The sequence below is a fragment of the Dinoroseobacter sp. S124A genome (genome assembly GCF_049801015.1).
In the GTDB taxonomy this organism is placed as follows: domain Bacteria; phylum Pseudomonadota; class Alphaproteobacteria; order Rhodobacterales; family Rhodobacteraceae; genus Dinoroseobacter.
On the sequence record NZ_JBNAGD010000004.1, the window covers coordinates 475,845 to 501,712 of the forward strand.

At 67.2% G+C, this 25,868-nt stretch carries 21 protein-coding genes; 7 read left to right on the top strand and 14 right to left on the bottom strand.

Annotated elements, in window-relative coordinates:
* Positions 1–29 precede the first annotated feature (29 nt).
* Positions 30–656, bottom strand: a complete 627-nt coding sequence (locus ACP15I_RS12730) for a glutathione S-transferase family protein (RefSeq protein ID WP_424975384.1) — start codon at positions 654–656, stop codon at positions 30–32.
* Between the two features lie 251 nt (positions 657–907).
* Between ACP15I_RS12730 and ACP15I_RS12735 the strand changes: the two genes are divergently transcribed.
* Positions 908–1,804 carry a LysR family transcriptional regulator gene (locus ACP15I_RS12735; protein WP_424975385.1) on the top strand — a complete coding sequence of 299 codons (897 nt, stop codon included), beginning with the start codon at positions 908–910 and terminating at the stop codon, positions 1,802–1,804.
* 164 nt (positions 1,805–1,968) lie between these two features.
* On the opposite strand, the gene ACP15I_RS12740 is transcribed toward ACP15I_RS12735, so the two are convergent.
* Positions 1,969–2,580, bottom strand: a complete 612-nt coding sequence (locus ACP15I_RS12740; RefSeq protein ID WP_424968495.1) for a TetR/AcrR family transcriptional regulator — start codon at positions 2,578–2,580, stop codon at positions 1,969–1,971.
* Positions 2,581–2,767: 187 nt separating this feature from the next.
* Here ACP15I_RS12740 and ACP15I_RS12745 point away from each other — a divergent pair, with 187 nt between their 5' ends.
* The 3 genes from ACP15I_RS12745 (at position 2,768) to ACP15I_RS12755 (ending at position 5,092) form a co-directional block, all read left to right on the top strand.
* Positions 2,768–3,712 (top strand): homocysteine S-methyltransferase family protein, encoded by a 945-nt coding sequence (locus tag ACP15I_RS12745; RefSeq protein WP_424975386.1) that lies wholly within the window; start codon positions 2,768–2,770, stop codon positions 3,710–3,712.
* Between the two features lie 38 nt (positions 3,713–3,750).
* On the top strand, positions 3,751–4,371 hold the full coding sequence (locus ACP15I_RS12750) for a hypothetical protein (protein WP_424975387.1): 621 nt from the start codon (positions 3,751–3,753) through the stop codon (positions 4,369–4,371).
* Between the two features lie 124 nt (positions 4,372–4,495).
* Complete coding sequence (locus ACP15I_RS12755) at positions 4,496–5,092, top strand: GNAT family N-acetyltransferase (protein ID WP_424975388.1); 597 nt, start codon at positions 4,496–4,498, stop codon at positions 5,090–5,092.
* 58 nt (positions 5,093–5,150) lie between these two features.
* Here ACP15I_RS12755 and ACP15I_RS12760 read toward each other — a convergent pair whose 3' ends face one another.
* The gene (locus ACP15I_RS12760) at positions 5,151–6,053 is read right to left on the bottom strand and encodes a LysR family transcriptional regulator (protein ID WP_424968499.1); all 903 of its coding nucleotides are present in this window, start codon (positions 6,051–6,053) and stop codon (positions 5,151–5,153) included.
* Between the two features lie 103 nt (positions 6,054–6,156).
* On the opposite strand from ACP15I_RS12760, the gene ACP15I_RS12765 reads away from it, so the two are divergent.
* Both ACP15I_RS12765 and ACP15I_RS12770 read left to right on the top strand, forming a co-directional pair.
* Positions 6,157–7,665, top strand: a complete 1,509-nt coding sequence (locus ACP15I_RS12765) for a proton-conducting transporter membrane subunit (RefSeq protein ID WP_424975389.1) — start codon at positions 6,157–6,159, stop codon at positions 7,663–7,665.
* A 34-nt stretch (positions 7,666–7,699) separates the two neighbouring features.
* Positions 7,700–10,063 (top strand): YbcC family protein, encoded by a 2,364-nt coding sequence (locus ACP15I_RS12770; protein ID WP_424975390.1) that lies wholly within the window; start codon positions 7,700–7,702, stop codon positions 10,061–10,063.
* A 150-nt stretch (positions 10,064–10,213) separates the two neighbouring features.
* On the opposite strand, the gene ade is transcribed toward ACP15I_RS12770, so the two are convergent.
* The 9 genes from ade to ACP15I_RS12815 form a co-directional block, all read right to left on the bottom strand.
* Complete coding sequence (gene ade, locus ACP15I_RS12775) at positions 10,214–11,908, bottom strand: adenine deaminase (RefSeq protein WP_424975391.1); 1,695 nt, start codon at positions 11,906–11,908, stop codon at positions 10,214–10,216.
* Positions 11,909–12,000: 92 nt separating this feature from the next.
* Complete coding sequence (locus ACP15I_RS12780) at positions 12,001–12,882, bottom strand: bile acid:sodium symporter family protein (protein WP_424968503.1); 882 nt, start codon at positions 12,880–12,882, stop codon at positions 12,001–12,003.
* A 2-nt stretch (positions 12,883–12,884) separates the two neighbouring features.
* A complete protein-coding gene (locus ACP15I_RS12785) occupies positions 12,885–14,606 on the bottom strand; it encodes an AMP-binding protein (RefSeq protein ID WP_424975392.1) in 1,722 nt (573 codons plus the stop codon).
* A 120-nt stretch (positions 14,607–14,726) separates the two neighbouring features.
* Positions 14,727–16,682, bottom strand: a complete 1,956-nt coding sequence (locus ACP15I_RS12790) for a tripartite tricarboxylate transporter permease (protein ID WP_424975393.1) — start codon at positions 16,680–16,682, stop codon at positions 14,727–14,729.
* 94 nt (positions 16,683–16,776) lie between these two features.
* Positions 16,777–17,727 carry a tripartite tricarboxylate transporter substrate binding protein gene (locus ACP15I_RS12795; protein ID WP_424968506.1) on the bottom strand — a complete coding sequence of 317 codons (951 nt, stop codon included), beginning with the start codon at positions 17,725–17,727 and terminating at the stop codon, positions 16,777–16,779.
* A 135-nt stretch (positions 17,728–17,862) separates the two neighbouring features.
* Positions 17,863–18,798, bottom strand: coding sequence for a hydroxyacid dehydrogenase (locus tag ACP15I_RS12800; protein ID WP_424975394.1), 936 nt, complete (start codon positions 18,796–18,798; stop codon positions 17,863–17,865).
* A 148-nt stretch (positions 18,799–18,946) separates the two neighbouring features.
* The gene (locus ACP15I_RS12805; RefSeq protein ID WP_424975395.1) at positions 18,947–20,092 is read right to left on the bottom strand and encodes a trans-sulfuration enzyme family protein; all 1,146 of its coding nucleotides are present in this window, start codon (positions 20,090–20,092) and stop codon (positions 18,947–18,949) included.
* A 15-nt stretch (positions 20,093–20,107) separates the two neighbouring features.
* On the bottom strand, positions 20,108–21,124 hold the full coding sequence (locus ACP15I_RS12810) for a phosphotransferase family protein (protein ID WP_424975396.1): 1,017 nt from the start codon (positions 21,122–21,124) through the stop codon (positions 20,108–20,110).
* Complete coding sequence (locus tag ACP15I_RS12815) at positions 21,121–22,329, bottom strand: acyl-CoA dehydrogenase family protein (protein WP_424975397.1); 1,209 nt, start codon at positions 22,327–22,329, stop codon at positions 21,121–21,123. Before ACP15I_RS12815 ends, ACP15I_RS12810 begins: the two co-directional genes overlap by 4 nt.
* Positions 22,330–22,508: 179 nt before the next feature.
* On the opposite strand from ACP15I_RS12815, the gene ACP15I_RS12820 reads away from it, so the two are divergent.
* Complete coding sequence (locus ACP15I_RS12820; RefSeq protein ID WP_424975398.1) at positions 22,509–23,432, top strand: YihY/virulence factor BrkB family protein; 924 nt, start codon at positions 22,509–22,511, stop codon at positions 23,430–23,432.
* Here ACP15I_RS12820 and ACP15I_RS12825 read toward each other — a convergent pair.
* Positions 23,394–24,479, bottom strand: coding sequence for a zinc-binding dehydrogenase (locus ACP15I_RS12825; protein WP_424975399.1), 1,086 nt, complete (start codon positions 24,477–24,479; stop codon positions 23,394–23,396). The two genes, ACP15I_RS12820 and ACP15I_RS12825, sit on opposite strands and share 39 nt — an antisense overlap.
* A gap of 7 nt (positions 24,480–24,486) precedes the next feature.
* The gene (locus ACP15I_RS12830) at positions 24,487–25,698 is read right to left on the bottom strand and encodes a TCR/Tet family MFS transporter (protein WP_424975400.1); all 1,212 of its coding nucleotides are present in this window, start codon (positions 25,696–25,698) and stop codon (positions 24,487–24,489) included.
* Positions 25,699–25,868: the final 170 nt, after the last annotated feature.

A 25,868-nucleotide genomic window follows, 5' to 3' on the forward strand; every position in this document is an offset into this window, starting at 1 on the left:
GGCCCGCGCCGGGCCGCCGCCGGGGGGTGTCAGGCCGCGCTCGGGATCGGTGATCTGGCCATGGGGATGAACCCCGGCAGTGCCTCGATCCGGCCGATCCAGGCGACGATATTGGGATAGCCTGCCAGCGACACGCCCCCCTCCGGCGCGTGGGCCACGTAGCTATAGGCCGCGATATCCGCGAGGGTCGGGCGCTGGGCTGCCAGAAACGGCTGACGCCCGAGCACGGCGTCCATCACGGCAAAGAGCTTGTGCGCCTTCGCCATCGCCGCCTCTCGATCCAGAGGCGCGCCGAACACGTTGGCCAGACGGGCCGCTGCCGGTCCCGAGGCGATCTCGCCCGCGGCAATCGACAGCCAGCGCTGGATTTCGGCCTTTTCTACCGGGGTCGACCCGGTCCATGTTGCAGCATCGCCATAGCGGTGAACGAGATAGGTCAGGATCGCGTTGGAATCCGACAGGATCGTGCCATTGTCGTCGATCGCGGGGACCTGCCCGAGGGGGCTGAGTTTCAGGTAGTCCGGCGCCTTGTGCGCACCGTTCATCATGTCGAGATCGATGGTCTCATAGGCGACGCCCAGCAGGGCCAACATCAGCTCGACCCGGTGGCAATGGCCGGATTTCGGGTTGCGGTAGAGTTTCACGGGATCGGTCATCGGAACTGTCCTTTCGTCCTGAACCAGGCATGGGGCGTGCTGCGCCGTGCCGGGGGCACAGCGTGTGTGGGGTCCTCCGGTCGCGCTTGGGGCACTCCCGGAGGGGGCCGCCTTCCTGCGTCGCGGCGGTGTCTTGGAGGTGTGAACGAGGCTGTTCTGGCCTCTGCGCTGAAACTAGATTGATCTGATTGGCAAATGAATATGAGAATTTCAAAATAGATTATTTCGCATTGTGATGATAATTTGCTGCTATGGACCGCCTTCAAAGCCTCGAAGTCTTTATCGCTGTCGCCGAAGCCGAGAGCTTCGCCGGGGGCGCGCGCAGCCTTGGGCTCAGCGCGCCTTCGGCCACCCGCGGGGTCAACGCGCTTGAGGAGAGGTTGGGCGCGCGGCTCTTTTCGCGCACCACGCGGAAGGTGCGCCTGACCGAGCTGGGCAAGGCCTATCTCGAGGATGCGCGCCACGTCCTGGCGCAGCTGCAGGCCGCCGATGATGCGGCCGCTGGCGCGGCCCTCACCCCGGTGGGTACCCTGCGGATCACATGCTCGAACGAGTTTGGCCGGATCTATGTGGCGCCCGTGCTGACCGAGTTTCTCGACACTTACCCGGATGTCAGTGCGCAGGTCCTGATGGTCGACCGGATCGTGAACATGATCGAAGAAGGGTTCGACGTGGCGGTCCGTATCGGGCCTTTGCCGTCCTCTGGGCTCTCGGCGGTGCGGGTGGGTAGCGTGCGGCGCGTGGTCTGCGGATCGCCCGACTATCTTGCCCGCCATGGTGTGCCCCGCAGCCCGGCGGATCTCGCCGCACATCAGATCGCCGCCGCCGCGCCGGTCACGCCGGTCAGCGAATGGCGGTTTGGTAGCCAGACCCCGCAGACGGTGCGCGTGCGCCCCCGGCTCACGGTCAGCAGTGCCGCCGCCGCCATCGCCATCGCGCGGGAGGGGTGGGGCCTGACCCGGGTGCTGTCCTATCAGATCGGGCCGGACCTGCAGGCGGGAACGCTGCAGACCGTGCTCGAGGCGTTCGAGCCCGAGCCGTTGCCCATTCATCTCGTGCATCTCGAGGGGCGCCGCGCCCCGGCCAAGATCCGCAGCTTTGTCGATTTCGCTAAGGCGCGTTTGCGGGCGATCTCAGTCCTGAACTGACGCTGGGGCGCTGTCCCGACATGGCACCCACAAGTCATGCGCAGCGGGGACGCTACTCAGCGCAACCGCCCAGAACCTGTCCCCTTCCGGCGTTTTCCCTCGCCGCCCCGTCGCCCGATGGCCGGGACGCCCCCGCGCGAAAGGCCGGGGTTCGCCCGGCGGTGCTAGGTCGGGGCGAAGAGAAGTTTCAGATAGGTGCGGAACAACATGATCTGCTCAGAGGCATTGTTGTGTTCCCGCAAGGCGCGCTGCAGCACAAGACCGCCCTCGACCACGCCTGACACCATATCCCCCAGCGCATCCATATTCACCGGCTCGCGCGGGGTATAGACCTCGGCAATCTCCTCGAACATCCCCCGGAACCGTTTGCGCCAGCCCAGAATGGCCTGCCGGTTGAGGTCGCGCACCCCCGCATCAAACAGCCGGTCCTGATAGGCGGTCGAGGCGATCACGCAGCCCGGATGCCCCGTGGGCATCTCCGCGAGCATCTCGGCCAGCAGTTTCAGCCCGATCAGCATGCAGTGCAGCGGATCGTCATTCAGCTCGCGCGCCCGGGCGAAAAGATCGTCATAAAGCGCGTTCTCGACCTCGATATAGCGTTCGAGCATGGCGCGGGCCAAAGCGTTCTTGTCCTTGAAATGGTAAAAGAACCCCCCGCGCGAAATTCCGGCCCCGGCGACGATCTCGTCGATGGAGGTGGCCTCGAAACCTTTCTCGAGCACGGCGGCCTCGGCGATGTCGAGGATTCTGCTCCGTGTATCGGTTTTCTGATCCATCCTTCGATCCTGACTGTACTGCGAGTCCAGTTGACGGCCCGCGCGCGCAGAGGCAGGGCGGATGCAGGCCGCTGAGCCACTGAAATTACAACGAAAATTCGTTTCAGGCAACCGGACCACGCGGCAACTATCTGTCAGAGCCGGTCCCGGGCTAGTCCTGCCGCATCAACGGAGAAGGATAGCAGTCATGCGAATTCAACAACTTAACGAGGCGCGCCGCTTCTTCCTGACGGATGGCGGGTTGGAGACCTACATGATCTTCGACAAGGGCTATGAGCTGCCCTGTTTCTCGGCGGCAGTGCTGCTGGACACGGCCCAGGGGCGCGCTGACCTGACCGCGTATTTCGAGCGCTTCATCGGGATCGCCAAGGCAGCCGGGCGCGGGTTCATCCTCGACGCGCCGACCTGGCGGGCGGGCACGGCCTGGGCCGGGCCGCTGGGCCAGAGCCTCGGGCAGGTGATGGAGACGAATGCGCGGGCGGTCGCCTTTGTCTCGGCCCTGCGCGCGGCCCATGAGACCGATAGTTGCCCGGTCCTGATCAACGGGCTCGTGGGGCCGGCGGGCGATGCCTATGCGCCCGATACGCAGATCGCGCGTCAGGACGCGCTGCTGATCCATGCACCGCAGATCCATGCGCTGGGCAAGGCGGGTGTCGATCTGATCAGCGCCATGACCCTCACCCATGCGGACGAGGCGATTGGCATCGCGCAGGCGGCAGGCGAGATCGACATCCCCGTCGTGATCGCCTTCACTCTCGAAACCGACGGGCACCTGCCCTCGGGCCAGCCCCTGGGTGAGGCCATCGCCGAGGTCGACGCATCCAGCGGGACCCGGCCGCTTTACTACATGATCAACTGTGCGCATCCCGACCATTTTCGCCATGTGCTCGACCCGCGCGCGGACTGGATCGGGCGGATCGGCGGGCTGCGCGCCAACGCATCGCGCCTGAGCCATGCTGAGCTTGATGCCGCCGAGACGCTGGATGACGGCGATCCGGTGGAGCTGGGCCAGCTCAGCGCCGCCCTGGTCGCGCGGTTGCCCCATCTCCGCGTGATCGGGGGCTGCTGCGGCACGGATCATCGCCATCTCGGCTGCATCGCCGGGCATGACCCGGCCCTGAGCGCCGCCTGAAACCCCAACCCAATATCATGATCAAAAAGGACATTCCCATGATGAAGACCCTATTCACCGCCGCTGCCCTCACCCTCGCGCTGGGCAGCATCGCGCAGGCCGAGGCCCCCAGGGCCTTTGACGTGGCCGAGGATCACACGCGCATCTTCATGGCCGACGCGCCCCTGCACGAAAATGGCATGCCCGCCCATGGCAACGCCTTCATCAGCCAGGGCTATATCTATCCCGCCGGAACGCTGGAGGCAGAGACGGCCGGCGTGCTGCCCGATGGTCGCCCGGCCTTTCCGGATCTGGTGCTCGGCCAGTGGACCTGCGACGGATACTTCGTGGGCGAGGGGGCCAATGCCACGAGCGGCGTGTGGATCATCAGCCGACAGGTCTTTGCTTTCGAAGGGGGCGAGACCATCGTGACCCAAGGCACCGAGATCGTCGATACGGGTGTTGAAAACCTGCGCCCGATCACCGGCGCGACCGGGACTGTTGCCGCAGGAGCGGCAGGCATGGTGCAAACGCTCCTAGGGTTCAGCGAGCAAATGACCGTGAACATCACCTTTCGGATCGCCGATGCGGGATGGGATGACGCCGCCGCACCCGCCGGAGCATCGACCGAGATCCATGAGGCGCTCTACAGACCCGTCTCGCAGGACGCGGTGGACTAGAACATCGCCTCGACAAACGGACCCGCCTTGCACTGGGGCGGGTCCGTCCCGGCAGGATGATACCGTGATCGCAACGGCGATAGCATCGCGCGAGGATCACATTTGGCCAGAAAGGACATGCGCCATGACCGACCCGATACTCCCCCTGATCCGCCCGGCGGTGCCCGACGACGCCCCGGCGCTCGCGCAGCTCATCGACATCGCCGGGGAGGGGATCCCCAACTGGCTCTGGACCCGGGCCTGTACCGAGGGGCAGACCCCGCTGGAGATCGGCACCGAACGGGCGAGGCGTCCGGCGGGCGGGTTTTCCTACACAAATGCGCTGGTCGCCGACGAGGACGGGGCGCCGCTTGGCATGGTGTTGAGCTATGCGATCACCGAGGCCCCGGAGGAGGATCCGGAGGATCTGCCCGCGCCGATTGCCCCCTTTATCGCGCTCGAGAAACACTCGGTCGGGACCTGGTATATCAACGCCTTGGCGGTGTTCGAGGCGGCGCGCGGCACGGGGCTCGGCACCCGGCTTCTGCATGCCGCCGAGGGGCTCGCCAAGGCGCGGGGTCTGCCCGCCATGAGCATTCAGGTCTATGGCCAGAATACCGGTGCTGTCCGGCTCTACGAGCGGATGGGCTACGGCTTCGTGGCGTCAGAACCCGTGCGCCTGCATCCGAGCCCGCCCTATTACACGGGCGATGTTCTGCTTCTGAAAAAGCCGCTCGTGTGATCCGGCGCGCGAGGGTGGTTTTCGGATGCGGTCTGACCTGCCGGCGGGGCCGCGCCGATCACGTCTCGGCAGGCAGGTCCGGCAACGGGCTCTGGGCCAGCAGATCCGCCAGCAGCGGGTTGGGGAAGCGTCGCGGGCGCGTCACCGCATAGAAGCTCTCCCGGATCTCGGGCAGGGGGGCAAGCTCGACCAGTTCGCCAGATTGCAACTCGTCGCGCACGACAATCGGCGGCAGGACCGCGAGACCCAGATCCTGCCGCGCCAGAAGGCGCAGCATCGCCATATCATCGACCTCTGCCGCGATGCGGATCGCCACGCCGAGCCGCGCGCTCAGCGCGTCAAAGGCGACCCGGATCAGACTGGAGGGCAGGGGCAGGATCACCGGATGCCGGGCAAGATGATCGGCCACGCTGTCCCCGGCATCGCCCCCGCGTGCGGGCGTGCCGATCAGGCTGACACGCTGGGCGCCAAGCTCTTGGGCGCGATAGGCCGTCCCGGCATCGCGCAGGGGCGGCTGGTTCGTCAGCACCACGTCATGGGCCAGCGCGTCGAGTCCGCGAAAGAGCTCTTCGACACCCCCCGAGCGGAGGATCACCTCCACATCCTCGCGGTGCAGGACAGGGTCGAGAAACGCGATCTGGAAGTTCCGCGAGAGCGTCGACTGCGCCCCCACCCGCAGGATCTGACGTGCTTCGCCGGTCTCCTGCAGGGTCGCAAGCAGGTCATCACCCGTGGCAAAGATCGTGTCCGCATGATCCAGCGTGATCCGCCCGGCCTCGGTCAGCAGAAGCTGCCTGCCCCGCCGCTCGAACAGGGCGTGGCCCATCCGGTCCTCCAGCTTGCGGATCTGCACCGAGAGCGCGGATTGCGACAGGTTCAGGCGCGCCGCCGTACGCGTGAGGTTTCCGTCATGGGCCACGGCCCAGAAATAGCGCAGGTGATTGTAGTTGAGATCCGCCATTCATTCGTTTTAAGCGAACGGTTTCATGCGAACAATGAATTTTATTTCATGATGCGCAGGCCCTACTTCCTCGTCAACACCGTTAACCTGTCGAGGATCCCCCATGTTGCTCACCTTGCTTGCCTTGCTCGTTCCCCTTGCTCTGGCCGGTCTCGGCGTGGCGCTGTTGCGTCAGCCGGACCTTGTGCGTGGCCAGACCCGCCCGATCTCCGCTCTGGCCGGGGGACTGGGCCTGCTGGTCGCTCTGACCTCTGCGATCGTCGGACTGCCCGAGGGCGGGTTCGCGCGGCTCGATCTGGTCAGCGCGGTGATGGTCCCGCTGGTGGCCGGACTGGGCTGGGTGGTTCTGTCCTTTTCCAGTGTTTCCCTGCGGGACGAGCCCGAGGGCGCGCCCTTCATGGGCTGGATTTCCCTCGCGCTGGCGGCGGTGCTGACCATGGTGCTTGCGGCGCATGTCGTCGTCCTCTGGCTGGCCTGGATCGCTCTGGCGGCCTGTGTCTACCGGCTGTTCCTGACATACCCGGAGCGGCCCATGGCCCGGGCGGCGGCGCGGAAATACCTGCTGAGCGCGGGCATCGCCTCTGTGGCGCTGGGCCTTGCGCTGGCCGGGTTTGCAAGCGGCTATGGCACGGTCTCGATCGCGGGCATCGCGGCAGCCGCCGAGGCCGGGATCGCGCCGGACACGCTCGGCTGGAGCGTCGCAGCACTGATCCTTGCGGCCATCACGGCCAGCGCGCTCTTCCCGCTGAGCGGCTGGCTGACTGAGGCCATGGAGGCGCCGACACCGTTTTCGGCGCTGCTCCATGCGGGGATCGTGAATGCGGGCGGCGTGTGGCTTCTGATCTTTGCCGACCTGCTGGTTCTCGCCCCGGGGGGCCTTGCGGTGCTGGCCCTGATCGGCGGGGCCTCGGCTCTGGTGGGGGCGCTGGTGATGCTGACCCAGCCCGCGATCAAGACGGCGCTGGCCTGGTCGACCGTGTCCCAGATGGGGTTCCTGATGCTGCAGATCGGCCTCGCGCTCTTCCCGCTGGCGCTGCTGCATATCGTGGCCCATGCGCTCTACAAGGCCCACGCGCTTCTCAATTCCGGCACGGCGGTGGCGGCGGTGACCGAGGCGCGCGGAGCCGGCCCTGTGGCACTGCCCGACGCCCGGGTCGTGGCGGGGGCCTTTGCGCTGGCGCTGACGATCTACGGGCTGGGAGTGGTGCTCTTCGGTGCGCTGGACAAGGCCCCGCAGGCGCTGGCGCTCGGGATGATCCTGATCCTCGGCATCGCCTATCTGATCGCCCAGGGCATGGCCGGTGGCGCGCCCCGGGCGCTGGCCCTGCGGCTGGCCGGGTTCTCGGCCGCCGCGACTGTGGCCTATCTCGCCCTGCAGGGGGCGGCTGAGGCACTGGCGCGCGGGCATCTGCCGGTGCCGCCTGCACCGGGGGCCGCAACCTGGGCGGTGATCGCGCTGGCGCTGATCAGCTTCACGCTGGTCGCGGTGGCCCAGACCCTGCTGCCGCGCTGGTCGCACCATCCGGTGGCGCGGGCGATGCGGGTGCATTTGTCCAACGGCCTCTATGCCACGGCGATCCTCGACCGGCTGCTGCGGCGTGCTGCGGCCTGATCTCTCCTCTCTCAGACATTCAAGGACACTTCCCATGACCCATGCCGTTCCCGCTCTGAGCGCAGAGCAGATCTCTTCCCTGACCGAAACCGCGATCCGGGCAATCCCGCCCGCCTTCCCCTTGGCCGCGACGGTGGCGGTGAACCCGTTTCTCGGGCAAAGCGAAACAGGATTGCCTGAGACCGCCGCCCTTTTGTCGCGCGTGGCAGGTTGCGCCGTGACCGCATCGCGGCCCTCTTTTGCGAACCGCATCGCGCGGGGGGAGATCACCGCCGCCGACATCGCCGCAGCCCTGACAGGCTGCGGGGCGACGCATAACGTGGCGGAGGTTCTCGCAGCCGCAAAGCAGGAGCGCCCGGCGCCCGCGGCTCTGCCGACGGTGTCGGCGCTGGAGGGGCAGGGGCTGGCCGAGGCACGGATCGGGGCCTGGGCTGCGGGGTATTTCGATCAGGGGCAAGCGCTCTGGTCGGCGCAACCTGCGGAGGGGGCCTATGCCAACTGGCGGCAGTTTGCCTGCCATGACCTGCAGCCGGAACTGTCCGGCCTGCCGGGGATCCGCGCCAGTTTCGCGGCCCTGCCTGAGAGCGCCGAGGGGGCCTTGGCCTGGGCCCTTGCCGAGCTGGGGATCACCGAGGCGGCCGCGCCGCTCTACAGCCACCGGTTGCTGATGTCGCTCGGCGGGTGGGCGCAGGCGGCGCGCTACCGGCTCTGGCAGGCCGAGCTGGCCGGGGAGGCTGAGACCAGCCTGCCTGAGCTTCTGGCGATCCGGGCAGCCTGGGATGCGGTGCTGCTCGCCCATCGCCCCGGGCTTGGCGAGGGCTGGGATGCGGCCAGAGCGGCTTATGCGGCCCCGATCACCCCGTCCCGGGACGACGAGATCGACGCGATCCTGCAGGAGGCTGCTGAGCGCAGCGCCCAGCGGGCCCTCGCGGAGACGCTCGGTGCCGCGCCCGCGCAGACCGAAACGGTACGGCCGACGCTTCAGGCGGCCTTTTGCATCGACGTGCGCTCCGAGGTGATGCGGCGGGCGCTGGAGAGCCAGTCTCCCGAGGTCGAGACCCTGGGCTTTGCCGGGTTCTTTGGCCTCACTGTCGCCCATACCCCCGCCGGGATCTGCGGCGCCGAGGCGCGGTTGCCCGTTCTGCTGACGCCGGGGCTCGAGAGCCGGGCTGAGGGCGATCATGCCGGGGCCCGGATCGCGGGGCGCGCCAAGCGGGCCTGGGGGCGGTTCCGGCAGGCGGCCGTGTCGTCCTTCGCCTTCGTTGAAGCGACGGGGCCGCTTTACGCAGGCAAGCTCGTGCGCGACACGCTGGGGCTCGGTCAGGAGGCGCAGGTCGCAGCCAAGCCGGTGCTCGACCCGCCCCTGCCGCTTGCCGCGCAGATCGAGGCGGCGGCGACGATCCTCGGGGCGATGTCCCTGCGGGAGAACTTCGCGCAAGTGGTGCTGATCGCGGGGCATGGCGCGCATGTGACCAACAACGCCCATGGCAGCGCGCTGCAATGCGGGGCCTGTGGTGGGTATAGCGGCGATGTGAATGCGCGGCTTCTGGCGGACGTGCTGAACCAGCCCGAGGTGCGGACAGGTTTGGCCGACACCGGGATCGTCGTGCCGCAGGATACGGTGTTTCTCGCCGCGCTGCACGATACGGCGCAGGACAGCGTGACGCTTTATCTCGACGACCTCACCGAGGCGCAGCGCGCCGGGGCGGCTGCTGTTCTGGCTCAGGTCGAGGGCTGGTGCAGGGGGGCTGGGGCGCTCGCGCGGGCGGAGCGGCTCGCGACGCTTCCCGGTGCGGCGTCGGAGGGTGCGATCGCCCGGCGGGCCCTGGACTGGGCCGAGACGCGCCCGGAATGGGGCTTGGCCGGGTGCAAGGCCTTTGTGGTGGCGCCCCGGGGCAAGACGGCGCGCGCACGGCTCGACGGGCGGGTGTTTCTGCACAGCTATGACTGGCGGCAGGACGAAGGCTTCGGCGTGCTGGAGCTGATCCTGACCGCGCCGGTCGTCGTGGCGAGCTGGATCAGCCTGCAATATTACGGCTCGGTCGTGGCGCCAGAGGTGTTCGGCAGCGGCACCAAGCAGGTCCATAACGTGACGGGCGGAATGGGTGTGCTGGATGGGGCCAGCGGTGCGTTGCGGGTGGGGCTGTCACGGCAGTCGGTCCATGATGGAGCCGCCTTCGTGCATGACCCGCTGCGGCTGAGCGTTGTGGTGGACGCGCCGGCAGAGGCGATCACGGAGATACTCGCGCGGCATCCGGGGGTGCAGGCGCTGTTTGACAATGGCTGGCTGAAGCTCCTGCGGATGGATGAGAGCGGCGCCATCGCCGAGCGCTATGCGGGCGCGCTGCGGTGGGAGGCGTTTCACGACGCGCCGAAACCGTCGCTTGCGGCAAGGTGATTTTGCCCTGACGGGCCATGGCGCGGTCCCGTTCCGGGACCTCGCGGACGCGCGCCGCTTAGACCGGGCACGACCACCTACAGCTATGACAGGCACGCCCTACGAAGTGAAGCGCGTCCGCGCGTCCGGCCTCTGGCCGGGCGCGCCACCTCACGCGATGATCTCGAACCGGGTGACGTCGACCATTCCGCGATCGGTGATCTTCAGCGCCGGGATCACTGGCAGTGCCAGGAAGGCCAGCTGCAGGAACGGCTCCTCCAGCGTGACGCCAAGGCTGCGGGCCGCTGCGCGCAAGCTTACCAACGCATCGCGCACCTCCTCGAAGGGGGCCTCGCTCATCAGACCGGCCACGGGCAGGGCAAGCTCGGCCAGCACCTCGCCCCCGGCGACCACCACGAACCCGCCCTCGATCTCGGCCACCCGGTTTGTGGCATGGGCGAGGTCGGCGTAATCGGCCCCGACGCAGACGATATTGTGGTGGTCATGGCAGACTGTCGAGGCAATCGCCCCTTTCTGCAGCCCGAAACCGCGGACGAACCCGGTGGCGATGTTACCGTTCTTGCCGTGCCGCTCCACCACCGCGATCCGCATCAGGTCGCGCGCGGTATCGGGCAGCTTGTCGCCATCGCGGATCGGGATCACCTCGCGCAGATGCTCGGTCAGAATCTTGCCCTCGAGGATCCCGATCACATCGGTCTCTTCGCGGTTGCCCCCGGCGCGGAACGCCTCGGCGGTGACACGCGGCGCATGGACCGAAGCACGGCCCACGGCCGGGATTTCCTTTCGTGCGGCGAAGGCGTCCGCATCCACCCGCACCCCGCCGCAGAACACGAGCTCTGCCCGGCAATCCTCCAGCGAGGGCAGAGCTACGATATCGGCGCGCAGGCCCGGCGCGATCAGCCCGCGATCCTTGAGCCCGAACGCCTCTGCCGCCGACAAAGACGCCGCGCGATAGACCGCGAGCGGCGGCACGCCCCGGGCGATCAGCGTCCGGATCATATAGTCCAGATGCCCATGCTCGGCGATGTCGAGCGGATTGCGGTCATCGGTGCACAGGCACATATAGGGCGCGGTCCGCTCGGTCAGGAGCGGGGCGAGGGCCTCGAGATCCTTGCTGACAGAGCCTTCGCGGATCAGGACCCGCATCCCCTTTTGCAGCTTCTCGCGCGCCTCCTCGGCGCTGGTCGCCTCATGCTCGGTGCGGATCCCGGCGGCCACATAGGCGTTCAGGTCCTTGCCCGACAGGAGCGGGCAATGCCCGTCGATATGGCCCCCTTCAAACGCCTCCAGCTTGGCCATCACACCTGCATCGCGGTAGATCACGCCGGGATAGTTCATGAACTCGGCTAGACCGATCCCGGAGGGATGCCCGCGCAGGGGGGCGAGATCTTCGGCCTCGATCCGGGCGCCGGCGGTTTCCATTTCGGTGGAGGGCACGCAGGAGCTGAGCTGCACCTTGATGTCGAGCACCGTGCGTTCGCTGGCCTCTTGGAAATAGCGGATGCCGTCCGGGCCGATCACATTGGCAATCTCATGGGGGTCGCAGATCGCCGTGGTGACCCCGCGCGGGGTCACGCAGCGGTCGAACTCGAATGGGGTGACCAGCGAGCTTTCAATATGCAGATGGGTGTCGATGAAGCCGGGCACGAGGGTCAGCCCGCTGACATCCACCACCTCGCGCCCCTCATAGTCGGCGCCGGTGCCGACGATGCGGTCGCCGCAGATCGCCACATCGCCCGGAATCAGGTCCCCGGTCACCAGATCGAGCACCTGTCCCCCGCGCAGGACCAGATCCGCAGGCGCATCGCCGCGCCCCTGAGCTATCCGTGATGCGAGGTCTGACATGGGCGCGCTCCTATCTGCTGTGCCAGCAGCAGACACGAGGCGCGCGCCCTGCGCAAGTTAGAGACGACGCAAACGGGACCCGGACCGGGCCGCTAGAGCAGGCTGTCGGGCATCTTCTGTTCGGCGGCGGTATTGGCGCGGCGGAAGATCATCGTCACGACGCTGGCCACGATGATGATGAAGAGCGAGTAGAGCACCGGCACCGCCATCACCGCCTGGGCCTCGGTGCCCTCGAAGGTGAAGACGATGATCGCCACGGCGAGCGGGCCGTTCTGGATCCCGGTCTCAAGCCCCACGGTGCGCGCATTGCGCGGATGGAGCTTCAGCGCCCGGGCAAACCCGTAGCCGATGGTGATCCCCACCGCCCCGAGCCCGATTGCCGCCAGATAGGTCGCGCCAGAGGTCTCGAGCAGGAATTGCCAGTTCCGGGGGATCCAGCTCACCATCAGAAACGCGATGAAGAAGAGCGCGAGCGCCGAGCCGAAGAACTCGGTCACGGCCCCCACATTGGCATTCATCTTGCGCAGGACCATCCCGATCCCCACGGGCACCAGCAGCAAGACCAGCGTCACGATGATGTTCTCGCGCGGAATGCTCAGATCCAGCGCCGTGGCATAAAGGACCAGCACCAGCGGGATCATGATCACCCCGGTCACCGTCGAGGTCACCGTCATCAGCACCGAGAGCGCGAGGTTGCCCTTGGAGAAATAGGTGAAGATGTTCGAGGTCGTGCCCCCGGGCATGCAGGCCATGATCAGAATGCCGATGGCAATCGTCTCCGGCACGGTCAGCAGGGTGGCCAGCAGAAACCCGATAAAGGGCATGAACCCGTATTGCGAGATCACCCCGATCGCGAGCCCGTAAGGCCGCCGCAGGGCGAGGTAGAAGTCACGCGGGGTGAGCGATGCGCCCATGCCCAGCATGATGACGAAGATCATCAGCGCCAGCAGCGCCTGTTCAAAGGCTCCGACCATGCTCAGACCTCCCCTGTCTGCGCGAGGTCCTCGGCGCGCAGGTCTTTCCGCAGGATCTTGCCCACATTGGATTTCGGCAGCTCATCGCGGAAGGCCACCCGCTTGGGCACCTTGTAGGCGGTCAGATGCGCCTTGCAATGGGTCCGCAGCTCCGCCTCGGTCAGGCCGGGGTCGCGCTTGACCACAAAGGCCTTCACCGCCTCGCCGGTGCCTGCATCCGGCACGCCGATCACCGCGACCTCATCCACGCCCGGATGGGTGGCGAGGCAATCCTCGATCTCGTTTGGATAGACGTTGAAGCCCGAGACGACGACCATGTCCTTCTTGCGATCCACGATATGGAAATAGCCATCCTCGTCCATCACGCCGATATCCCCGGTCAGGAACCAGCCGTTCTTCATGACCTTCGCGGTCTCCTCGGGTTTCTGCCAGTAGCCGGCCATGACCTGCGGACCCCTGGCGGCGATCTCGCCGCGCGCGCCCTGGGCCACGGGCATACCCTCTTCGTCGAGGCAGGCGAGCTCCGTCGAGGGCAGAGGCACCCCGATGGAGCCTGGCCGCGTCTTGTTCAGGGGCTCGAAGGTCAGCACCGGCGAGGTCTCGGTCAGGCCATAGCCCTGCAACACCTGCGCCCCGGTCACCTCCTGCCAGCGCTCGGCCACGGAGGATTGCAGCGCCATGCCCCCGGCGGAGGCGAATTTCAGGTGTTTGGGCGGGCTGTCGCTGAACCAGACCTCGTTCATCAACCCGTTGAAGAGCGTGTTCACCCCGCTCATCCAGGTGATCTTGTAGTTCTCGAAGGCGCGTTTGAGGTTCGCCAGCGGCCGCGGCGAGGGGATCAGGATGTTCCGCGCGCCCAGCCAGTAGAAGCCCAGCAGGTTCACCGTGAAGGCAAAGATATGGTACATCGGCAGAGCGGTCAGCGCGACCTCCTTGCCCTTTTCCATCCCCTCGATCAGCTCCATCACCTGTTCCATGTTCAGGATCAGGTTGGCATGGGTCAGCATCGCGCCCTTCGAAACCCCCGTGGTCCCGCCGGTATATTGCAGGCAGGCGACATCCTCGGGGGATACCGACTGGCGATAGCTGTCCACCGCGATCTTTTCCGCATCCGCATGGAGCCGCCCGACCTGCAGGGCATCGGGCAGGCGGATATGGGGGACCTCCACGGGCTTCACGGACCGGTCCCAGTATTTCTGCACCAGCCCGACGATCCCGCGGGGCAGGGCGGGCAGGAACTCCGCCACCCGGGTGACGATGATGTTCGGGATCGGATGGCCCCGGGTCGCCTCAGGGATCTTGTCGGCGAACATGTCCACGATGACCAGCGCATGGGGCTCGGCATCGGCGAACTGGCGGGCCATTTCCTCGGCGGTGTAGAGCGGATTGACATTCACCAGCACACAGCCCGCCTTCAGGATCCCGAAGGCGGCGATGGGAAAGCTCAGCCCGTTGGGCATCTGCACCGCCACCCGGTCGCCCTCGTTGAGCCCGGCCACCTCGCGCAGATAGACCGCAAAGACGTCGGACATCTCGTCCACTTCGCGAAAGCTGAGCGTGCCGTTCATGCCATTGGGCAGGCAGGTGGTGAAGGCGGGCGCGGCCCCGAAACTGTGCGACACCGCGCTGATCATGTCGCCCACGGTGCGGTAAGCGGGCGTGTCGATCTCGGCCCGCATGTCAGGTCCGTAGAACGCGGTCCATGGTCGGTCTGCCTCTGTCATTCTGCCCCTCCCGCAAAACATGTTCCCCTGATGTAGGGGGTATATCATCCGGATCGACCGGAGGCCTGCTTTTTCATGGGTTTGGCGGCGCATCTTTCCGCGCGCCGCCTGACCCGGGTCTCAGGGCAGCGGCACGTTCAGCACCTGCCCAAAGAGCAGCGTCACCGCCAGGATCGTGCCCACCACCCCGGCCAGCAGCAAGGCCCAGCCCTTGGGCGTGAAGGCGTCATGCTGGGCGGGGATAATCAGCGCGGCCCCCAGCAGGACCGCCGCAAGCTCGAACCCGAGAAGCGGGATCAGCGCCACCGCACCCAGCATCAAAAGCGGCACCGCGACCATTCGGGTGCGCGTGCCCTCGACCGGGGTCTCGGTCACCTGCCGCGTCGCGATCAGCTGCACGACCGCAAGGATCGTCAGGCAGAGCATGCCGATGGCGATGGTGCGCGGGAAGACCGCCGCATCCTGGTTGAGCCCCGCCGACTGCACGATCACGATCAGGGCCACCGCGCCGAACACGGCAAAGGAGATCAGGTCGCGGGTGATGGCGGCGCGGCTTGCCGGGGGCAGCGCCTCGGACGGACGGCCCGGACGGCGGCTCAGGACGCTGCGGATCCGGGGCCAGAACGGATAGAGGAAGCTCACCAGCGTCAGCGCGATGATCACCATCGACAGGGGCCGGCCAAAGAACTGTCCCGGCAAATCACCAATCGCATCGCCGATGGTCCAGCTCTGGACAAAGCCCTGCTCGGCGATCCGCCCGAGGATCAGGCCTAGCACGATGGGCGAGGGGGAGAAGCCGCGCTTGGCGGCAACCCAGCCGATCACGCCGAGCACGATCATGATCACGATATCCGAGACCGAGTTGCGGATTGCGAAAGAGCCGATCACGGTCATGAAGGCTACGATGGGCACGAGTGCCGCCTTGGGCGCGCGCACGATGGCCCCGTAGGCGAACCGCCCGATCAAGAGCCCCACGGGCAGCATCAGGATCGTCGCCAGCAGCAGACCGAAGATGAAGGTGTAGACGATATCCGCCCCTTGGGTGAAGAGCGTCGGACCCGTCCTAACTCCCTGCACCAGAAGCGCGCCGAGGATCACCGCATCGGGCGGAGTGCCCGGAATGCCCAGCACGAGGGTCGGGATGAACCCGCCGCCCACGGTGGCATTGTTCGCGGATTCCGTGGCGATGATGCCGCCGGGATTGCCCTCGCCGTATTTCTCCTCGCCCTTGCCGACCCGGCGGGCCTCGGAATAGGCCACGAGCCCGGCGATGGAGCCGCCCGCCCCGGGCAGGGCGCCGACCATCGTGCCGATGACCGAGCTGCGCAGCACGTTGAACTTGTTCTTCATCAGCGTCCCGATCGCCTCGGGCAGGCGGAAGCCGCGGGTCTGTTCCGGGGCGGCCAGATGGCGGTTCGGCGTGGCCACCAGATCGATCAGCACTGGGATGCAGTAGAGTCCGATCAGGGCCGAGACCGTATCAATGCCGCCGAGCAAGGTGTTGGATCCAAAGGTGAACCGGACCTCGGCGCTCGTCTCCGACACGCCGATCATCGCAATCAGCAGGCCGAAACAGGCGCCGATCATCCCCTTGACGAAGTCGCCGGTGGACAGGGCCGCGATCATCGACAGGCCAAAGATCGCCAGCCAGAAATACTCCACCGGCCCAAAGGCCAGCGCGGCCTTGGCCAAGGGCGGCGACAGCAGCAGAAGCGCCAGCGCCCCCACCAGACCGCCCACGACCGAAGCGAGGCAGGCGGTGGATATCGCAAGGTCTCCATCTCCGCGCTTGGCCATGGGATAGCCGTCAAAGGTGGTGGCAATGGCCGAGGGCGTGCCCGGCGTGTTCAGCAGGATCGCCGCATAGGCCCCGCCATAAATCGCGCCCGTATAGATGGCCCCCATCAGGATCAGCGCGCTGTCGGGGGACATGGTGAAGGTCAGCGGTACCAGCACCGCCACGGCCATGGTCGCCGTCAGGCCCGGGATCGAGCCAATGATCGTGCCCGCCGCCACGCCGAACACGGCCAGCATCAGGTTCAGGGGCGTCAGCGCCGACGCGATATACTCGAGCATCCGGGGTCTCCTGATCCGGGCATGGCGTGGCCCGGACCGCAACAGGGAAGCGCGCGCAAGAAGCCTCGCGCGCGCCTGTCAGTCAGCGTGTCGGTTACTCGATGATGCCGGCCGCCTTGGCCGCATCGATATAGCCCGAGGCCTTCTCGGCCATGAACGCATCCATGTCCGGGCCATAGCCCACATCCACGAGGGCAAAGCCGCCATCGATCATCTGCTTCTGGAAGTCCGCATCCGCGTTGATCGCGGCAATGGCTTCCGAGACCTGCATGCGGGTCTCATCGCTGGCCGAGCTCGGCACGGCGATGCCGCGATAGGCGCCCGAGACCATGTCAAAGCCCAGCTCGCGGAAGGTCGGCACATCCGGGAAGGCCGGGTGACGGTCTTCCATGGCCACGGCCAGCATACGGACCGCATCGCCCTGGGCCGCGCCCACGGTGGTATAGCCCCAGGCCGCGCGGACCTGATCGCCAAGTAGGGCCGTGACAGATGCGCCCGTGCCCTTGAAGGCCACATAAGTGGACTCGATGCCCGCCAGCTTGTCGAACTGAACCTGAGCGAGATGGTTCGCCGTGCCCTTGCCCGAGCCCGAGAAGATCACCTTGCGCGGGTTGGCTTTGGCGTCATCGATCAGATCCTGCAGGGACATGAAGGGGCTGTCTGCCTTCACCACGATCGCATCCGGCGTGTAGTGGAACCAGTAGACCGAGGTGATGTCCTCGGTGGTGAAGCCCACATCGCCCTGCTGCGGCTTGATCACGATATGGGGCAGGTTCACGCCCATGATCTTGGTGCCGTCCGAGGCCATCCCGTTGAGCTGGGACCAGCCCACAGCGCCACCGCCACCGGGCTGGTAGGACACGACCAGCTGCTCGCCAAAGAGCTTTTCGAAGAAGGGCTGCTGGAAGCGCGCGGTGATGTCGCTCTCGCCGCCGGGGCCGAAGGGGATGATATAGTCGACGCTGGATTTCGGGAAGTCTTCGGCGCTGGCGACGCCCGCCATCGCGGTCATCGCGGCGGCCATCATGAAGGTCTTGAAGATCATAGGGTTTCTCCTCCTCTGTGTGATCTTTGGGGTGCCCGGATCCGGGCTGCGGCCCCGGCTTATCTGCCGGGTGCCACCAATGGGGTTAGGGGGCCTTGGGTCTGTCCTCAGCTGGGGCGCGCACGGGGCGGGGCGTCATGCCACCGGCTCCGTCAGGGCACGGTCCACGTTTTCGACGGTGATCCGGCTGACGCGGACATTCGCCTCGGCGGTCACCCCCGCGATATGGGGCGTGAGGATCAGGTTGGGCACATCGGCAAAGCGCGCACCGGCATTGGCGTCCAGCGGTTCGGCGGCGAACACATCGAGCGCCGCGCCCCCGAGATGACCTGCGCGCAGGGCGTTGCAGAGCGCGTCCTCATCGACGATCCCGCCGCGCGAGGTGTTGATCAAGATCGCCCCGGGCTTGAGCTTGGCCAGGGCGGCGGCATCCAGCAGACCGGCGGTTTCCGGCGTCAGGGGCACATGGAGGCTCAGGATATCCGCCTTCCGGAGCAGCGTCTCTCGCGCGAGACGCTGGACGTCCCGCCAGGCGGGATGGTCCGGCGGCAGATGCGGATCAGCGGCCATGACGCGCAGGCCCAGCGGGGCTGCCAGCCCCGCCACCGCCTGGGCAATGGCGCCGAAACCCAGCAGGCCCAGGGATCGCCCGGCGATCTCGCCCCCCTGGCCCAGCGTGCCTCGGGGCCAGTCGCCCGCGATCATCCCCGGGGTCGCGGCATAGGCCCCGCGGCTCAGGCTGAAGGCCGTTCCGATCACGTATTCTGCCACCGAGCGCGTATTGGCGCCGGTCGCGGGGTACACGGCGATCCCGCGCGCGGCGCAACCGGCCATGTCGATATTGTCGAGCCCCACGCCCAACCGCCCCACGACGCGCAGTCCGGGGGCCGCGGCCAGCAGTTCGGCATCGACCTGGGTTCGGTTGCGCACAATCAGCGCCTCTGCCCCCGAGGCGGCAGCCAAGAGGGCCGCGCGGTCCTCGACCAGCTCGGGTGCGTAGCGCACATCAATCCCGGCGCTGAACCCTGTCAGCGCGTCCGTGTCCATGAACTCGGTGATCACAACTTTCATGCGGGTGCCCCCCCTCCCAAGGCGGCCTGCGGTGGTCCGGCGGAGCGGTCGGGTGTCCGCCGCTCTCTGTCATTTGTGCCAAGTATGCACGTTTGTCGCAGGCCCGCCAGCCCCCATGTAAGCCCTTACATCGCGTATTTTTCGTGCTTTAGCCCAAAGCCTGATCGAGATCGCGCCACAGATCTTCGGGCGCTTCGATTCCCACCGAGAGCCGGAGGAGGGTTTCGGGGATGCCGGTATCCGGCTCGATGCTCTGGCGGTGTTCCACAAGGCTTTCGACCCCGCCGAGCGAGGTCGCGCGCTGGAACAGGCGAAGTCGTCCCGCCACGTCCAGCGCGTCCTGACGGCTGCCACGCACGAGGACGGAGAGGAGCCCACCAAAGCCGCCGCGCATCTGGCCGACGGCGATGTCATGGCCCCGGTGACCGGGCAGACCGGGATAGAACACCTCCGTCACGCGTGCATCGGTGGCGAGCCGTTGGGCCAGATCCAAGGCGCTGGCGCTCATGCGCGTCACCCGCAGGGGCAGGGTGCGCATGCCCCGCAGCAACAGCCAGGCCTCGAACGGGCCGAGGATCGCGCCCGCGTCATGGCGGTCCATGGCGATGGCCTGCCATTGGGGATGCTCCGGGTCGCGGGTGACGAGCGCCCCGGCCAGCACATCGGAATGCCCGTTGATACCCTTCGTGGCCGAATGCATCACGAGATCCGCCCCCAGCGTCAGGGGCTGTGTCAGGACCGGCGTGCTGGCCGTGCTGTCCACCACCAACCGCGCGCCCGTGGCATGGGCGGCCTCGGCGGCGGCGCGGATATCCACGGTCTTAAGCCAGGGGTTGGACGGGGTTTCCACGAAGACGAGATCCGGGTCATGGGCCGTGCAGGCGGCCTGCAGGGCTTGTGTGTCGGCGGCATCCACCTCCAGCAGGGAGAGCCCGCGCCGGGCGCAGAAATCGCGCACCCATTTCGTCGTGCCCCAGTAGATCCCCGATTGCAGGATCACCCGGGCCCCGCCGGGCAAGCTGCGAAACACTGCCGCGGTGGCCGCCATGCCCGAGGGGAAGGCGAGGGCCGCTTCCCCCTGTTCCAGCCGCGCGAGCAGGCTCTCGACCGCACGGAGCGCCTCGCTGTCATCGCGGCTATAGATATTCGCCGGGTTGATGAGGTCATAATTCGGATCGCGCAGAAAGGTCGTCGCGGGCTGGATCGGCGGCACGACCCCGGCCGAAGCCGTATCGGTGGCACCACCGCCATGGGCGGCGAGGGTCGCGGGATCCAGATCGTCGGGCAGGGGCATGGGAGGGCTCCGGTCTCAGAAACTCAGGTCAGTCACGGCCAGCCCGCGCCGGGCAAAGGCGCGCGCCAGTGGGGCAAGATCAGCGGCGTCGCGATCTGCGGCACTGCCCGCCGCCGCGCGGTCGGCAATACCCACGAAGATCACGGCGAAGCGGAACATGGCAAAGGCCACGTGAAAGGGCCGCAGGGGCGCGGTGACTGGCGCGGTTTCGTGATAGGCGGCGACGAACGCGTCCATCCGGGGCAGGGCCTCGGCCGCCAGATCGAGCCCGAGGATCCCGCCATATTCCTCCGGGGCCGAATGCCAGGCCATGCAGGCAAAGCCCAGATCGGCCAGCGGGTGGCCGAGGGTCGACAGTTCCCAGTCCAGCACGGCAATCACCCGGGGCGCGGTCGGGTGGAGCATCATGTTCCCCATGCGGAAATCCCCATGGGCGATGGCGACGGCCCCGTCATCCTCGGGCATCGCCGCGCTCAGCCAGTCGCGCAACGCGTCGAGTTCCGGGATGGGATCGGCGGCGGAGGCGGCGTATTGCCGGGACCAGCGCGACATTTGCCGCTGGAAATAGTCGCCGGGCCGTCCGTAATCGCCGAGGCCAACCGCGTCAGGCCGCACCGCATGGAGCCGCCCCAGCGTGCGCGCCATGTCGCGCAGCGCAGGCCCCCGATCCGCCGGGGCCAGCTCGGGCAGGGCATAGGTTGGACAGACCCGCCCCTCCAGCCGGGCCATCACGTAGAAGGGCGTGCCGAGCAGGGCGGCGTCGGGCTCAAAGGCCAGCGCCTCGGGGACCGGCACCTCGGTATCAGCCAAGGCGCGCAGCACGCGGAATTCGCGATCCACCGCATGGGCCCCTTTCAGGAGCGGCCCGGGCGGCTGTTTGCGCAGGACGAGGCGGCGGTCCCCATGGGTGACGTAGAAGGTCGGGTTGGATTGCCCGCCGCTGATCCGCGTGATCTCGGGCGGGGTGTCCGCCGGGCCGAACTGCCGGTCGCACCAGCGCCGGAGTGCGGCTGGATCAAACTCGAGGCTCATGGGGCCGCGACCGGCCAGCGCCAGAAGTCGCGCCCCTCTTCGGTCAGCACCCGGTTCAGCACCATGCGATGGACCTCATCCGCGCCATCCACCAGCCGGGCCTGCCGCGCATAGCGGTAGATCCATTCGAGCACCGTGTCCTTGGAATAGCCCCGCGCGCCATTGATCTGGATCGCCGTATCGGCGGCCTCATGGAGCAGGTTCGCCACATGGACCTTGGCCATCGAGACCTCCTTGCGGGCAAAGCCACCCTGATCGATCTCCCATGCGGCTTTCATGGTCAAAAGCCGCCCGATCTCGATATCCATGGCGAGCTTGCCGAGCATGAGCTGGATGCTCTCGCGGTCGGCGAGGCGCATGCCGAACCCCTCACGCTCGGCGGCATAGGCGGTGGCAATCTCGACGCAGCGCTTGGCGAGGCCGAGCCAGCGCATGCAATGGGTGAGCCGTGCGGGGCCGAGCCGGGTCTGGGTCACCTTCATCCCGCGCCCTTCGGCCATCAGCACATTGTCCTCGTGGATCTCGAGCCCGTCGAATATCAGCTCGCAATGACCGCCATGTTCTTCGGGGCCCATGATCGAGATGCGCCGCTCGATCCGCCAGCCGGGCTGGTCCGCGTCGAACAGAAACGCCGTATGCCCCCGTTTCGGGTCGTCCGAGCTTCGCGCCAGCAGGATGAAATGCTGCGCCTCGGCCGCGCCGGTGATGTACCATTTATGGCCATGGACCACATAGGTGTCGCCGCGCTTCTCGGCCCGGGTCCGCATCATGCCCGGGTCCGAGCCGCCGCCGGGATGCGGCTCGGTCATGGCAAAGGCCGAGCGCACCGCGCCGTCGATGATCGGCTGCAGCCAGCGGTCTTGCTGGGCCGGCGTGCCGAGTTTTGCCAGAACGGCCATGTTGCCGTCATCGGGCGCGGCGCAATTGAAACAGACCGGACCGAAGATCGATCGGTTGGCCTCTTCGTAGAAGACCGCCCGGGACACGGTGTCGAGGGCCATGCCGCCCCGGTCGCGCGGCGCTTGCGGGGCCCAGAGCCCGGCGGCCTTGGCCTTGGCACGCACGGTGTCCAACACCGGCAGGGCGATGTTCTCATGGGCGTCGAAATTGGCGCGATCGGCCTCGAGCGGCAGAATCTCCTCCGCGACAAAAGCCGCGACCCGGGCGCGCAACGCCTCCAGCTCGCTGGGCAGCTGAAACTCCATCTCGATCCTCCCTCGGTGATCCCCGGGCCTCTGACGGGCCTGATCTGCGGGAAATTCCCGCACTGCGGCAGTTTACCCATGGGCGAGGGGATGCAAACCCCACCCGTGACGCTTGACCTCGCGGCACGGAGCGCGTCCCCTAGCACGCAGGAGCTTGACCCATCCCGGAGGCGCGCCCCATGCCCGTTTTGTTCAAACATGACCGATCCCAGTGGTTCGCGGCCCTGAAGGCCGTGGGCGGCAAGATCGATGACTGGAATCTGGGCCTGATCTCGGCGGGGGTGGCGTTTTACGGGCTGCTGGCGATCTTTCCGGCGCTGGCGGCGGTGATCGCGATCTGGGGGCTGGTGGCCGATCCGCTGGTGGTGGATCAGCAGATGGCGCTCTTGGCCAATATCATGCCGGGGGATGCCTATCACCTGATCGATGCACAGATCGATGCGCTGACCCATACGACCTCGGCCACGCTGGGAAAGGCGACCATCATCTCGATCCTTGCCGCGCTCTGGTCCACGCGGGCCGGGGTGAGCGCGCTGATGCGCGGGCTCAACGCGATCTATGGCACGCCGAACCGCAAGAGTTGGCGCCACTACCTGGCGGCGCTGTCGCTGACCGGGGTGCTGGTTCTGGTGGCGCTGGTCGCGCTGACGGCGGTGGTGGTCACGCCCATCGTGCTGTCCTTCTTGCCGCTCGGGCCCTGGGCTGAGCTGGCGCTGCGGCTGGCGCGCTGGATCGTGGCGATCGGCGTGCTGCTGGCCGGGCTGGCCATCGTCTATCGCTATGGCCCGAACCGGAGCTGCGTGCGCATGCGGTGGTTGACGCCGGGGGCACTGGCGGTGGTCGTGCTCTGGGCAGCGGCCTCACTGGGCTTCAGCTTCTACCTGTCGAATTTCGGCAATTACAACGAGGTTTACGGCTCGATCGGCGCGGTGATCGCTCTGCTGATGTGGCTTTATATCAGCTCGTTCCTCCTGCTTCTCGGGGGCGGGCTGAATGTCGAGCTGGAGCAGCGCGCCGGGATCGGGCCGCAGGTTCAGGCCCCGCCTGGCGCGCCCGTAGCGGGTCTAATCAAAGACGATGACGTTACGGCGAGCCTGTCCTGAGTTTGTGTCCGCGATTGCGGAATTGATCTGGTCCAGCGACCAGCGTCCCGAGATCAGCGGCTCCAGCATCAAGCGCCCCTGACGCCAGAGATCGACCATCCAGGGGATGTCCCGCGCCAGCACCGTGTCGCCCATCATCGAGCCGCGCAGATCCTGTCCGCACATAGCAAGGATCACCGGTTCATAGCGCGCGGTCTCGCCGGAATGGGGCATGCCAACCATGACTAGCCGTCCACCGCGTGCAAGGTATCGCGGGGCCGTGTCATAGACCGCTGTCGTGCCGACGGTCACAAAGACCGCATCCGCCCCGCGCCCGGTCACCGCGCGGGCCAGCGCCCAGGGTTTCTCGGCGCTGGCGAGGATGACATCCGTCGCGCCAAAGTCGCGGGCCTCGTCGAGCTTGCGCGGCAGCAGGTCCACCGCGATGATCCGCGCTGCGCCCGCCAGTCGCGCGCCCTGGATCACATTGAGCCCGACCCCGCCCGCACCGATCACCACGACGGTCTCGCCCACGCGGACCTGTCCGCTCTGAACCACCGCGCCGACCCCCGTGGTCACGCTGCAGGCCAGCAGGCAGGCGGCCTCGAGCGGTATATCCGCAGGCAGCGGCGCGAGTTGGGCCGGGGTGACCAGCACCGCTTCGGCAAAGGCCCCGCAGGCAAGGCCCTGGGCCACGGCCTGCCCATCGGGCAGGTGCAGGGGCGCGGGCAGATCGGGCGGCGTCTCGCAGGTCGCGGGGTGCGCCGCACTGCAGGAGGGACAGGTGCCGCAGCTCCGCAGGAGCGTGACCAGCACCGGGTCGCCGATGCTGTAGCCGGTCACGCCCGGGCCGAGGGCCGAGACATGGCCCGCCGCCTCATGGCCATAGATCGCAGGCAGGGCACCGCCCCAAGCGCCTTCGGCGTAAGAGATGTCCGAGTGGCAGAGCGCGACGGCACCCAGGGTGACCTCGACCTCGCCGGGACCGGGCGCGCGCAGATGGACGGTTTCCACCGAAAGGGGCGCGCCGAAGGCATGGCAGACAGCGGCGCGGATCGGGCGGCCCATGACGGGCTCAGACCGCGGCGCTCAGGGCGCGGCGGGGCAGGAAAATTCCGAGGCAGAGCGCCATGATCGCCATGGACAGGAAGAACGGCGCGCCCGGCTGGTTGAGGCCGATCTCGGCATCTGTCGCGAGAAAGAAGATCTGGGTCATGACCAGCGGGGACAGGATCGCCGCTACGGATCGGAAGGAGGAGACGAGCCCCTGAAGCTCGCCTTGCTGGTCTGCGCCGGCGGTCTGGGACATCTTGCCTTGCAGGGCCGGGGTGACCACCGCGCCAAGGGCTGTGAGCGGGGTCAGCAGCAGCGCCAGCGCACCGGAGGTGACCAGCCCGAGGGCCGCGAAGGCACAGAAATTAAACACGAATCCGTAGAGGATCACCCGCGTCTCCCCGAACTTGGGCAGGATGATCCGGATCAGCCCGCCCTGCACGATGGCGATGGCCACACCAAAGAGCCCGAGGGAGAGGCCGACCATGCCCGGCTCCCATCCGAACCGCGCGCGGGTGAAATAGGCCCAGATCGCCGGATAGATGAAAAACGCGAATTCATAGAGGAAGAAGAGCGCCAGATATCCCTTTAATCCCGGGAGTTTACCGAGATGTTTGAAGGCGCCCAGCGGGTTGGCGCGGCGCCATTCGAACGGGCGGCGGATGGCGTCGGTGACGGTCTCGGGCAGCACGAAGTATCCGAGGATGAGGTTGAGCGTGGCCAAAGCGGCGGCGGCATAGAAGGGGGCACGGGTCCCGAACTCCCCCAGCGCGCCGCCAATCAGCGGGCCGACCACGAAGCCGATCCCGAAAGCCGCACCGACAAGGCCGAAGTTTTTGGACTTGTCCTCGGGCTTGGAGATGTCGGCGATGAAGGCTGTCGCCGTGGATTGGGTGGCCGCCGCGACCCCGCCCACGATCCGCGCCACCAGCAGGAGCCAGATCGACCCGGCAAAGGCCATCACCATGTAGTCGACGGCCATAAATGCCAAGGAAACCAAAAGGATAGGGCGGCGGCCAAAGCGATCCGACAGGCTGCCGATGGTGGGGCCACAGAGGAATTGCATCACCGCAAAAGAGGTCGAAAGCACCCCGCCCCAGATCGCCGCCTGTCCCAACGTGCCGCCGCTCAGCTCGCCGATCAGGTCCGGCAGGATCGGCAGAATGAGACCGATGCCCATGGCGTCGATCACCAGCGTGATGAGGATGAACACGAAAGGCAGGCGAGAGGACATGGAGGCTCCGGGGGCGACGGGGCCAAGCCTATCCTAGCGCGAAACTGTAAGCAATGGATTACAGTTTCGCGTCAAGTGTAAGCTCAAGATGACAGGCGCGTGCCCGCCCGGATCTCTCAATTCAACGCCCCAAGACCCCGCCCGACAGCCGTCGGCACCCTGTCGGCCTT